The sequence below is a fragment of the Bifidobacterium sp. JNUCC 75 genome (assembly GCF_054819865.1).
The window spans coordinates 1,254,083-1,265,805 of the sequence record NZ_JBTHIF010000001.1 but is presented as its reverse complement, the minus strand read 5'-3'; the positions used below and the strand labels follow the sequence as shown (position 1 = coordinate 1,265,805).

Genomic DNA, 11,723 nt, shown 5'->3' with positions numbered 1-11,723 from the left:
ATGTACCCGACCCTAATACTCCGCCCCTCAGCCCCTTCCGTTCTGTGTTCTTTCCTTTCACCGCCTATTGCTGCCCATTGCATAGGGCCAAGCTATATCGACGGATAGTGGAGATGCTACCGACAGATGTCACCATCAGGAGGACAAATGTCACTGCGTCCGCTGCACTGCAGAAGTTACCTGCAAGAATCCGCGGTCAATGGAAGGGAGAGTATTACCCGGGTACCTCGGGAAGACTCCGCTGTCTCTGCCGGTCCTACCTGCAAGGAGCCGCCCAAGCCCTTTACCCTCTGCTCAAGGGAGGACAGGCCGAAGCCCGGCACAAACCGACCAGACCCTTTGCCAGGACCCACCCCGTCGTCCGTCACACACAGGCGAAGGGTTCTCGGTGCCAGATCAATAACAATCGAGGCGGAGGAGGCATGGGCGTGACGGACCACGTTGGTCAAAGTCTCCTGCAAGGCCCGGTAGATAAGGACCTTATTCTGCGATGACAGGCCCTCCAGGCTCCCATTCACCGTAGCGGTCACATGCAGACCTGTGGATTCAAAGGAGTCTGCCAGACCGACAATCGACTCCTTGGTCAGCTCCCCGCCAAAGGCAGCCGGGTTCAAAGCCCTGGCCTACTGACGTACCTGAGCCAGTGCCTTCTTATCGATGTCTTCGGCCTTGATCACATGGGTGAGGGCCCGGTCGATGGATGAACCCTTGTGCAGGGTCCTTTGCGCCGCCTCAAGCTCCATGTGCATGGCGACAGGTACTGACCAATCGAATCATGCATCTGCGAGGCCATCTCTGCCCGCTCCTTAGCTAGGGCCAGGCTCTCTATTGTGAGCGACTGCCTGGCGAGCTGCCGGTTCTTTTCAATGAGCAGACGGCTGGCCCGTGCGTAAAAGAGGAAAGCCACCGCGAAAAAGACGATCAGAGCCAGGTTCAGGACCGTATCGCCCCAGGAGGCCCGTCGCCATTCTCCCCTCCATGCCATATGCAGAATGTAGACCCCTATTTCCCCTCCCACTGCGACCCAGGTCCAGATCTCCGGAAAGGCGAAGAGAACATCCACGGTCACGATGGTGGTGAGAAACATCTGCGGCGGATTGTCGAAGAGAGTGGCTGCCAGACAAACCGCGATGAGAAGGCCCCCACAAATGAGGGCAGGAATACGTCGCCGAACCAGCCTATAACCTAGCCAGGCCGACACCATGGCCGTCTGAAAGAGGAAGAAGTTGAGAGGATTGCCATATTTTGACCACAGGAAGGAGCAGCAGAACGAAGCGACCTCCACCAGGCCCACGTATGGGAGGGACCCTGGTTTCCGCTCCTGAGACGGCTCAGGTTCTGACGGGCTCATGACCGCCTTGAGGTCATGGCCAACTCGGTACGGTTGCGCACGCCGGTTTTGTCGAAAATGCTACTGACGCGGTTTCTGACCGTGCCCAGGGATAGGCAGAGATGATCGGCAATCTCCCTGTTGGTTAAACCAGCCACAATCATGTCGATGATCTGACGGTCAGTTCGATCGAAGTCGTCGGCTACGTCGACTCCTCCCGCTGCTTTGACAGGCTGCGACGGTTCGCCTTCCCTGCTGATGAGGTCCATCAGCCTACCCGACTCTGCAGTCCCGAGGACGCGTTCACCCCTATAGACCCTATGCACGGTGCCGATGATCTCCTCTGCATCGGCATCTTTGAGCAGGTGCCCATATGCTCCAGCCTTGATACTTCCCACAAGGTTCTCATCCTCGTCGAATGCCGTCAGTGCGATGCATCGGGCTTTCAGTCCTCTCTTACGCAAGATGTCGATGAGGCGAATCCCGTCAATGTCAGGCATACGGCAGTCAACCAGGGCCACATCGACATCGCTCAGGCGAGGGTGCTCCAGAAGCTCCCGGGCACTGGCTGCATCCGTGACAATGTTGATATCGTCCTCATCAGCCAGTATCGAGACCAGTCCTGCTCTGACCAGCTCCTGATCGTCGACGATGGCCAGATTGATGGTCTCCGTCATCCCAGGCATCATCTCCTATCGACAGGGACGCAAAGCTACTTGGCCTCTCAGTACCCCACCTGGGCTCCATGCCCGGAATTCACCTGGGTCTGCCCCATCTCCTGACTCATCTGCATCAGGCGGGCGATGCGCTCATCGGTGGGCGGATGGGTGGAGAAGAGCCTGCTGAATCCTTTGACCGAGAAGGGGTTCTCGATCATCATGGCGGCGGCGCTCTGGGTGCCGGCGGTCTGCGGCATAGGCGCAGCCTGAGACCCGTAGGATATTTTGTTCAGAGCCGATGCCAGAGCCGCCGGATCCCCGGTCAGCCGGCTGCCGTCCTCGTCGGCGTCATACTCACGGGTGCGCGAAATGGCCATCTGGATCAGGGAGGCGCCCAAGGGGGCCAGAATCGAGCTGATCAGCACGCCCAAGAGGCCGAAGACGCCGGAATCATTATCCCTGTCCCGGCTGTCGCCGCCGAAATACATGAGGGAGTATCCCAGGTAAGTGATGACCGTGGCCATGGCCGAAGCCACGGCAGAGGTCAGGATGTCATGGTTGTAGACGTGCATGAGCTCGTGGCCCAGCACCCCGCGAATCTCCCGCTCGTTGAGGATGCGCAGGATCCCCTGGGTGCAGCAGACGGCAGCATGGCGCTCGTTGCGGCCTGTAGCGAAAGCGTTTGGCGAGTCGGTAGGGGCAATATAGATGCGGGGCATGGGCTTGCCGGCTCTCCCCGACAGCTCTCGGACGATCCGATAAAGGTCGGGAGCTTCCTGCTCGCTGACCGGCCGGGCATGCATGGAGGCGATCGCCACCTTGTCCGAGAACCAGTAGGATCCGAAAGTGGTGGCCAGGCCTATGAGGATATAGATGCCCAGCGTCCCCTGGCGACCGCCGGTCAGCCACCAGATGAGCATAATAACGGCCCACATAAGGGCGAACAAAAGCGTCGTTTTCAGGCCGTTGAAATGTCCGTGAACCTTCAGCTTGCCATTCATGGGTTCCATGGTAGACAATGCCGCTGAATTTTTGCTGAACGAAGCCTGTAAGTCCAACTGGTTTTATGCATGCCAGACCTGAAACATATACCTGAGGAGCAGCTAGAGGGAACACTTTCATGAAACCAAAGAGCGATTTATTCCTTAGTCAGAGCCAGCTGACAGATCCGTTCGCATAGATCGCCAAAACTTATACCAGCTGCCGCTGCCGCCTTGGGCAGGAGACTGGACCGCGTCAGGCCGGGCAAAGTGTTAGCCTCCATGAACCAGATCTGTTCTTCTTCATCCACAATGAAGTCACTGCGGCTGTAACCACGCAGTTTGAAAACTCGGTGAATGGTCTCGGCCCCCTCCTGGAGCCGTTCAGCCAAGCTTGTAGGTATTCGGGCCGGAAAGACCTCATCCACCCCGTCCTTCTGGTACTTTGAGGCATAGTCAAAAACCTGCCCGTCTGGTTTGACGATTTCACCGACTGGAAGTGCGGAGTCGCCCAGAACACTGACAGTGAACTCCCTGCCAGTAATGTAACGCTCTATAATCACCTGGCCATAGGCAGCCGCCTCCTGAATGGCAGCAGGCAGACCGTCAGGATTGCCCACAATACTCAGGCCGACGCTGGAACCTTCAGCATCCGGCTTGACTACTACTGGCCAGCCCAAACGATCCTCAACCTCACCTGCGCTGACGGAGCCTGTCAGCCAATCAGGGGTGAGGATGCCCGCACTTCCAGCCACCCTCTTCGAGAGTTCCTTATCCATGGCCAGGCCACTTGCTGTGCTCCCTGACCCAGTGAACGGAATTTGAGCCAACTCTAAAAGGGCCTGGATTTGCCCGTTCTCACCCGAGCCCCCGTGCAGGGCCAGGAAGACCAAATCACAGTCCAGGACAGCCGACGAAAGATTCACCTCAGAATGGGTCCGCTTCAATGTTTCAAGCTGCTTGGCACCCGGCTGATTCTGGATGGGAGTCGAAGCCGAAGAAGAAAGGGCCAGCCTGCCTTCTTCCTCCAAGCTCAACCTGCCGCGGGCACTGTCAACGGCGATAGCCTCATGGCCTTGTTCACGGAGCGCACGAATGACTTCGACAGCCGAGGCGACCGATACCTCGCGCTCGGAACTGGTTCCGCCAAAGACGACAGCTATCCTCATTGTTCAGCCCTCCTGGCTGTTCCCTTATCAGTATGGTTCCGCCTGCCGTGGACCAGAGGAATCTCGAGTGTGTTCATCAACGCTTGACTGGCACACGCTCATTAAGACAATAGGGATAAAGGGACGATTCAACTGTATAAGCGATCGCAATACTCTGCGGGAGGCCGCTCCCCCGTAGATCGGATTAAAAAACAGGGCCTGGGTGAGGATTCATGAACCTCATCCAGGCCCTGCTACTGCCAACACAGGCCTAAGAGCGATCGCCTACTCGCCGTGGGCGAGCTGGCGAAGCTGGTCGGGATCGATGACCTTGATGTGCTCGCGGCCGACCTTGGCGCCTTCGGCCCGTTCATAGGCATCTACCCGCTTCCAGCCGGCGAAGTCGATGGGCTTGATGCCCTTGCCCGCCAGGAAGCGATCAATCGAATCGTCGTCACGGTCCTTGGCGAAGCGGCCGCGAGCCGGGCTGGCGGCCAGGTCATCCAGCATGTTGCCGATGGTCTCCAAGGCATCGGACTTGGTGGATCCAATCAACCCCACAGGTCCTCGCTTGGCCCAGCCCGTTGCGTAAAGACGGTCGATGGGCCGGCCGTCCTGCCCCTCGGGAGCAGTGGTCACGCGACCGTGGACGTTGGAAAGGGTGTAGCCGGAGAAGTCATAGGGAATGCCCGGAACCTCGGCAGGCTTGTAGCCGATGGCGTGGTAGACGGCCTGTACTGGGTACTCCTCGTACTGGCTGGTCTCCTCCATGGTGCCCTCGGGCGTAACCTTGGTCTTCTCCACGCGAATGCCGGTCACCCTGCCGTCCTGGCCGATGATTGCGGCGGGCATCCGGTAGAAGTGCATATAGAAATGGCGGTCGGCAGGATTGCCTTCGAAGTCGACACCGCCGTCCTCAGCCATGTCCTCGGCCATCTCCCTGATGGTGTAAAGCTCCTCCAGCATCTGCCGGGTCAGCTTGTCGGCACCGGCTCGATCGATGGTCTCCTGATCCAGGTCGAAGTCCTCCTCGTCGATGACGATTTGCACCCCGGGCAGCTTCTCCAGCTCACGCAGCTCCTGGACCGAGAACTTGGCCTGGGCCGGGCCACGACGGATGAACATGTGCAGCTCGCGGGCCTGGTTGCCCTGAATCCCTTTGTAGACATTGTCGGGGATGTCGGTGCCCAGCAGGTCGTCTGCCCGGCGCATCAGGATTCTGGAGACGTCCATGGCTACATTCCCGCCTCCGATGACGGCCACCTGCTTGGCATCCAGGGGCCAGTTCTGGTCAGCGTCGGGATAGCCGTCATACCACTCGACGAAGTGGGCGGCCCCGTGAACGCCATCAAGTTCGTGGCCGGCGATCTCCAAGGGGCGGTCATCCACGGCACCGGTGGCGAAGAGCACCACATCGTAGCGCTCAAGCAGATCATCCAGGTTGACGTCCTTGCCGAACTCCACATCCGCATAGAGATGGATCTCAGGGTTGTCCAGCGTCTTCTCCAAGGCGCCGGCGATGTACTTGATGCTGGGATGATCCGGGGCCACGCCGTAACGAACCAGACCGAAGGGAACGGGCAGCTTCTCGAACAAATCGATACGGGCTCGGTCGCCCAGACCCAGGTCGGCACCCTTTTCCCGCAGCTGCCGCAGCAGAATGTCAGAGGCGTAGACCCCTGCAGGCCCCGCGCCTATGACGGCCACGCGCAGGGGTGAGCCGGCTTCCTCGCCGCGGGCCGGTGCGGGCATGGTGGAATCGTTGACATTATTATCGCTCATGCTTGTCAGCCTAACTCAAAGCAGCGGGCGGGAACAGGGTCGATCGGGCTCCATCCCCGGGACTTTCACCAAGCGTCGCGGAATGGCCTCAGTCCCGGTCCATCAGCGCAGTCAGGGCCCAGAGAATGGAAACCACATCGATGGCCTCCTGTGTAAAGGCGCCGACAACCACCGGAATCAGGTCGAAGGCGGCGCAGAGCATGCCCACCGTGGCCAGGGTCAGCCCCAGCATGACCGCCTGGAGCATGACCCGCTTGGTTCTGCGGGCGATGGTGATCGACCTGGGCAGGCAGGCGATGTCGTCGTTCATGATCACCGCCTGGGCGGACTCGGAGGCGGCCGTGGTGGTCCCGTCGGTGATGGCCATGCCCACGTCGGCTGCGGCCAGGACCGGAGCATCGTTGACCCCGTCCCCCACCATCAGGGTGATGGATTTAGTCACTGACTCCCCCAGGAATTTAGACAGCCAGATGTCCCAGAATGGCTGCCGATTGGGCTCCTCCCTGGAGGCCTTGGCGATCAGATTGGCCTTGTCCTCAGGGAAGAGGCCGGCATGCACGTCGGTGATGCCCACCTGGTCGGCGATAATCCGGGCCGAGGCCTCCTTGTCGCCGGTGACCATGGAAAGACGGGTAATGCCCAACTCCCGCAACTGGGTGATGGTCTGGGCGGCATCCGACCTGGGCACGTCCTTCATGACGACCCTGGCGGCCAAAACCCCATCGATAGAGACATAGGAGGCCATCTCGTCAGGTGCCAGGGGGCCGAATAAATCACTTGAATGCCCGTCAGCCACGAACTGGGCCCTGCCCACCTTGACCTGATGACCATCGACCTGGCCCTGGACCCCGTTGCCGGAGTCCTCCCGAACCTCCCGCGCATGCAGGTGGGTCTCACCTTTGCTCTGTGCCCGCAGTCGCTCCTGGGCGGCGGCCCCGGCTTCAGCGATCCCGTTGGCCAGGATGTGGACCGAGTAGGATTCCACAGCGCCCGCCATGGCCAGAATCCGGTCTGTATCGACCTTTTGCTTCCCTCCGTCAGGGAGGTCGATCTTGGCTACCTGGGGACGTTTGACGGTCAACGTGCCGGTTTTATCGAAGAAGATGTGCGAGACCCGGCCCAGATTCTCAATCACGTCCTGGGTCTTGATCAGCAGCCCCGCCTTGGCCAGCCTCCCGGTCCCGGCCATGTAGGCCACGGGGGCGGCAATCAGCAGAGGGCAGGGGGTTGCCAGTACTAGGACCTGGGCGAACCGGGTCGGCACGCCGGAGATGATCCAGGCCACGCAGGCAATGATGAAGGCCACCACGGTGAAGGGGACCGCCATCAGGTCGGCTGTTCTGACGACTGCAGCCCGGGAGTTCTGGGCGGAGCGCACCAGGTTGAGGATTCGCTGGTACTGGGAGTCCCGTGCCAGCTGCCGGGCCCGCATCAGGAAGGTGCCCGAACCATTGACCGCTCCGGACATGACCTGGGCGTCCTGATAGAGCCTGCGGGGCATGGGCTCGCCGTTGATCGTGGACATGTCCAAGGTGGCGGTTGGGCTGATCAGCTCGCCATCAACAGGCACGGTCTCGCCCGGCTTGACCACCAGGAGGTCGTTCAGACGGACCTTATCGACCTCAACCGTGTTCCAGTCGCTCTCCTTGGGAAGGGCATGCTCCCCCTCCGGCAAATCTGCCTGGACAACATGGGCCACCTGGGGGGCGGCCTGAACCAATACGGTCAGGTTGTTCTGCGCCTTGTTCCCGGCGTACTGCTCGATGGCGTCGCCTGAGTAAAGCATGAGGACCACGGCCCAACTGGCCCAGTACTGCCGGACGGCGAGGGTGGAGAGGATGGCGACCACGGCCAGGATGTCAACGCCCACATGGCCCTGGCGCACGTCATCGATCATCCCCTTGAGGGTATCCACCAACGAGACAGCCACCAGGACGGCGACCAGCCATTGGGCAGCCTGGCGATAGGGGTGCCAAAGCAGGCCCATGACCAGCCCGCAGACCAGAACCACCCAAAGCATGGGGACTTTCTTGGCGAAACTCAGGACTTTTGACATGACCACTTCCCCGCTCCGGACTTGTCTACCTGACAGCCGTAGCCGGATCACGGCTCTCTTCTGCTCTTGACACTTCAAGCCTATACCGCGCCAGGGCCAGCGGTGTACGGCGGATACGACAAGGGGCCGCACCCGCCAAAGTGACGGATGCGGCCCCTGGGTTCAGTCCTGAATCACTGCCCGAAGAAGAAGCGGAAGGGATCCATGGAGTCATCGTCGTCGCCCGAACCGCCCTGGTCGGAGTCGCCGTCCTGGCCACTGCCGCCCGAGTTCTTCCTGTTGGTCCTGGGCTTGCCCTGAACGTTCTGCTCTTCGCTATCCAAGGTGGCGTTCACCTCGGCGGTCTTGCCGTCGCGCACCACAGTGATCTTGACCGAGTCGCCGAAGGCTGCAGCCCGGACAAAGCCCAGCAGAGAGTAGTTGTTGTTGACAGCATGGCCATTGAAGGCCACGATGGTGTCCCCGACCTTGATGCCGGCCTTGTCAGCCGGGGAGCCCGAAACCACATTGGTGACCTTGGCGCCGCCGCGGGTGACCCCGTCGGCCTGGGCCGTACTGCTCTGGATGGTGACGCCCAGGGAGACGTGCTTGGCCTTGCCGTCCTTGATGATCTCATCAGCAACTCGCTTGACCAGATTGGATGGGATGGCGAATCCGATGCCGATGGACCCTGCCTCGGACTTGGAGGAGGCCATGGAAGCGATGGAGGAGTTGATTCCGATGACCTCGCCGGCCGCATTGAAAGTGGGGCCGCCCGAGTTGCCGGGGTTGATGGCCGCATCCAGCTGGATCGCGTTGGTCACGATGGGGTTGTTGTTGCTCTCGTCCATGACCGAGACCGGGCGGTTCAGAGCCGAGACAATGCCGGTAGTGGCCGTGTTCTCGTAGCCCAGGGGGTTGCCGATGGCCATGACGTTCTCGCCCACGGCCAGCTTTTCGGAGTCGGCGAACTTCACAGGCTTCAGGTCGGAGGGTGCCTGATCAAGGCTGAGGACGGCCAGATCGGCAGTGGTGTCGGTGCCGACCACCTTGGCCGTGTACATCTGTCCGTTGGAGAGGGTGACGTGAATATCCTGGGCGCCATCAACCACATGATTGTTGGTGACCACATGGCCGTGGGTATCGAAGACCGCGCCCGATCCGGCCCCCACCCCGCTCTTGGTCTGCACCTGGATGGAGACCACGGACTCGGAGACCTGCTTGCTGATGCCCTGCCAGTCAGGAGCCTGCCCGCCCTCGACCTTGGCTGTGCCCTGGCCCGAGGAGTTGGAGGAGACTCCGCTGAGCGAGGAGGACGAGGGCAAGGTGATCCATCCGTTGGACAGAGCCGCCCATCCCAGGCCCAGCATGAGAGCTGCAGCCACCAGGGCAGCCACCACGGCGGTGAAGACGTACTTGCCCGTGCCGCTCATGTTGCTGCTGGCGTTGTGGGCAGGACCAGGCCGACCGTTGAGGCCGCCGGATCCGAAAGGCGCATAGGGACCCTGGCCGGAAGGCTGGCCGCCCTGGGGGTTCTGGCCGGCGTTCTGACGTGGCTGGCCGTTCTGACCGAACTGGCCTGGCTGGCCGTACTGCCCGAAGAAGCCCTGCTGAGGACCTGAGCCATATCCTTGGTTAGGCTGCTGGTTGGGCTGCTGATTGGGTTGTTGCTGACCCTGATTGTTGGCAGGCGGACGTGAGCCTGCTGGCGCATATGCTCCATACTCGGGCGCAGGCCGATAATAAGGCTGCCGCTGCGTCGGCGCATCCTGCCCCGTGGCCGAGCCTCTGGAGGCGGAGGCTGAAGCCCCGGTGCCGCTATCACCATTCGACCCGTTTTCCGTTGTCGCGGGTCGTGCATCGCCGCCAGGCATGGCAATAGGGGTCGTGGGCCTCTGGTCCCAAGCCTGAGTCTGCTGATCCCCTTCTTCTGGCGTGGGGACTTGAGCAGAGTCGGTCTGGTCTGTGGAAGCTCCCGTCTCCTGCTCTTGACTGGCGGCCCCGCGCTCGATGTGGCTTGGCTGCCAGGACTGATCGTCATCGCCGCCCCTCCAAGGGTCGGCCTTGTGCTCTTCAGCCATTTCTGCTCCTTTGGATCGATGCCGCTGCCTGCTATTCGGTCACGCTTGTCAATCTACCCCGTCGCCCGCGCTTTTTGCTGTTTCCGGCTGACAGGCGAAGCGGGTCCTCGCATGCATTGCTTCCAAGTCTAGAGCCGAAATGCTGAATGTTATCTGGACATTGTATGAAAGTCACATCGACTGTACACAGGGCACAACAGAACGGTTGGATGTCTTGGATACAGTGGAGCCATGAGCCTGATCACCAACCCGCTGGGAGCCACGCCGGGCCGACCCGGCGACCGCGCCGCATTCTCATTCGAGACCCTGAACCGCCTGCCTGACAGCCCCGATGGCCTGGGGCACAATGGCCGCCGCTACGGCCGCACCGGCATCATCCACACTCCTCACGGAGACATCCACACTCCCGCATTCATCCCCGTGGCCACCCAGGCGGCCATGAAAGCCGTCCTGCCCGAGCAAATGCAGCAGCTGGGCGCCCAGGTCCTTCTGGCCAACGCCTTCCATCTGTTTGAACGCCCCGGCCCCGACATTCTGGACCAAGCAGGAGGCCTGGCCCGGTTCATGAACTGGGACGGCCCCACCTACACCGACTCGGGCGGCTTCCAGGTCCTCTCGCTGGGAGCGGGATTCAAGAAGACCCTGGCCATGGACGTGACCGGCATGAAGTCGGACCAGGTGATCGCCGAAGGCAAGGAGCGCCTGGCTTTTGTGGACGAGGACGGAGTCACCTTCAAGTCCCCGCTCAACGGCGACCGTCACCGCTTCTCGGCCGAGATCTCCATGGGCATCCAGCACCGCATCGGAGCCGACATCATGTTCTCCTTTGACGAGCTGACCACCCTGATGAACACCCGCACCTACCAGGAGCAGTCGGTGGAGCGCACCTTCCGTTGGGCCAAACGCTGCGTGGACGAGCACCACAGGCTGACCCAGGCACGGACCGGCAAGCCCTACCAGGCCCTGTTCGGCGTGGTGCAGGGGGCCAACTATGAGGATCTGCGCCGACGTGCCGCCCGCCAAATCGCCTCCCTGGACTTCGACGGCGTGGGCATAGGAGGCGCCATAGAGAAACGGCTGCTGGGGCAGACCTGCGCCTGGATCTGCGACGAAATGCCCGAATCCCGGCCAAGACACGTGCTGGGCATCGCCGCTGTGGACGACATCTTCGCAGGCGTGGAGAACGGCGGAGACACCTTCGACTGCGTATCCCCAGCCCGTTGCGGGCGCAACGGGGCCGTCTTCACCCGTGACGGCCGCTGGAACATCAAGCGCGCCCAGTTCAAGACCGATTTCAGACCCATCGAAGAAGACTGCGACTGCTACACCTGCACCCACTACTCCCGGGCATACATCGACCATCTGCTTCGCGCCCATGAGCTCAACGGGTACACGCTAGCCACCATTCACAACGAACGCTTCTTTGTGAGGCTACTGGACGAGATCCGCCAGTCCATCGACGGCGGCTACTTTGACGAGTACAAGAAGGAGACGCTGGCCCGGTTCTACGCCCACGGATCCAAGGGCTGAGCCAACACGCCATTATTGCGCTGCATAGACAAACGTGCTAGCCTTTCCTGTTGTCTGCGAACGTGGCGGAATGGTAGACGCGCTGTCTTCAGGTGGCAGTGAGCTGATGCTCGTGAGGGTTCAACTCCCTCCGTTCGCACCAAACAAAATGCCGTTGACAAGGAATCCTCCCTGTCGA

The 11,723-nt window shown here is 61.1% G+C and carries 9 protein-coding genes and 1 tRNA gene; 2 read left to right on the top strand and 8 right to left on the bottom strand.

Going from position 1 to position 11,723, the window contains the following annotated elements; all coding sequences use genetic code 11:
- Positions 1–176: 176 nt before the first annotated feature.
- The 8 genes from ACVWNW_RS05185 to ACVWNW_RS05150 all read right to left on the bottom strand — a co-directional run bounded on the left by ACVWNW_RS05185 (position 177) and on the right by ACVWNW_RS05150 (position 10,015).
- Positions 177–614, bottom strand: coding sequence for a sensor histidine kinase (locus tag ACVWNW_RS05185; protein ID WP_454481486.1), 438 nt, complete (start codon positions 612–614; stop codon positions 177–179).
- 59 nt (positions 615–673) lie between these two features.
- Positions 674–1,351: a sensor histidine kinase gene (locus tag ACVWNW_RS05180; protein ID WP_454481484.1), complete on the bottom strand. Its 678-nt coding sequence runs from the start codon at positions 1,349–1,351 to the stop codon at positions 674–676.
- A complete protein-coding gene (locus ACVWNW_RS05175; RefSeq protein WP_461196333.1) occupies positions 1,348–2,016 on the bottom strand; it encodes a response regulator in 669 nt (222 codons plus the stop codon). The genes ACVWNW_RS05180 and ACVWNW_RS05175 overlap by 4 nt, the downstream gene beginning before the upstream one ends.
- Positions 2,017–2,054: 38 nt before the next feature.
- Complete coding sequence (gene htpX / locus ACVWNW_RS05170; RefSeq protein WP_121913517.1) at positions 2,055–2,990, bottom strand: zinc metalloprotease HtpX; 936 nt, start codon at positions 2,988–2,990, stop codon at positions 2,055–2,057.
- A 137-nt stretch (positions 2,991–3,127) separates the two neighbouring features.
- On the bottom strand, positions 3,128–4,138 hold the full coding sequence (locus tag ACVWNW_RS05165; RefSeq protein ID WP_454481479.1) for a D-alanine--D-alanine ligase family protein: 1,011 nt from the start codon (positions 4,136–4,138) through the stop codon (positions 3,128–3,130).
- 264 nt (positions 4,139–4,402) lie between these two features.
- Positions 4,403–5,869, bottom strand: coding sequence for an FAD-dependent oxidoreductase (locus ACVWNW_RS05160; protein WP_454483391.1), 1,467 nt, complete (start codon positions 5,867–5,869; stop codon positions 4,403–4,405).
- Positions 5,870–5,987: 118 nt separating this feature from the next.
- Entirely contained in the window at positions 5,988–7,955 is a 1,968-nt protein-coding gene (locus tag ACVWNW_RS05155; protein ID WP_454481477.1) for a heavy metal translocating P-type ATPase, read from the bottom strand.
- A 173-nt stretch (positions 7,956–8,128) separates the two neighbouring features.
- A complete protein-coding gene (locus ACVWNW_RS05150; RefSeq protein ID WP_454481475.1) occupies positions 8,129–10,015 on the bottom strand; it encodes a S1C family serine protease in 1,887 nt (628 codons plus the stop codon).
- 231 nt (positions 10,016–10,246) lie between these two features.
- Between ACVWNW_RS05150 and tgt the strand changes: the two genes are divergently transcribed.
- Positions 10,247–11,545: a tRNA guanosine(34) transglycosylase Tgt gene (tgt, locus tag ACVWNW_RS05145; protein WP_198191674.1), complete on the top strand. Its 1,299-nt coding sequence runs from the start codon at positions 10,247–10,249 to the stop codon at positions 11,543–11,545.
- A gap of 56 nt (positions 11,546–11,601) precedes the next feature.
- Positions 11,602–11,687 (top strand) — tRNA-Leu (locus ACVWNW_RS05140).
- Positions 11,688–11,723 lie beyond the last annotated feature (36 nt).

Excerpts from the sequence above, each read along its gene's own strand:
- ACVWNW_RS05175 (WP_461196333.1), bottom strand. The coding sequence starts at position 2,016 with ATGCCTGGGATGACGGAGACCATCAATCTGGCCATCGTCGACGATCAG.
- htpX (WP_121913517.1), bottom strand. The coding sequence starts at position 2,990 with ATGAATGGCAAGCTGAAGGTTCACGGACATTTCAACGGCCTGAAAACG.
- ACVWNW_RS05160 (WP_454483391.1), bottom strand. The coding sequence starts at position 5,869 with ATGCCCGCACCGGCCCGCGGCGAGGAAGCCGGCTCACCCCTGCGCGTG.
- ACVWNW_RS05180 (WP_454481484.1), bottom strand. The coding sequence starts at position 1,351 with ATGAGCCCGTCAGAACCTGAGCCGTCTCAGGAGCGGAAACCAGGGTCC.
- ACVWNW_RS05155 (WP_454481477.1), bottom strand. The coding sequence starts at position 7,955 with ATGTCAAAAGTCCTGAGTTTCGCCAAGAAAGTCCCCATGCTTTGGGTG.
- tgt (WP_198191674.1), top strand. The coding sequence starts at position 10,247 with ATGAGCCTGATCACCAACCCGCTGGGAGCCACGCCGGGCCGACCCGGC.
- ACVWNW_RS05150 (WP_454481475.1), bottom strand. The coding sequence starts at position 10,015 with ATGGCTGAAGAGCACAAGGCCGACCCTTGGAGGGGCGGCGATGACGAT.
- ACVWNW_RS05165 (WP_454481479.1), bottom strand. The coding sequence starts at position 4,138 with ATGAGGATAGCTGTCGTCTTTGGCGGAACCAGTTCCGAGCGCGAGGTA.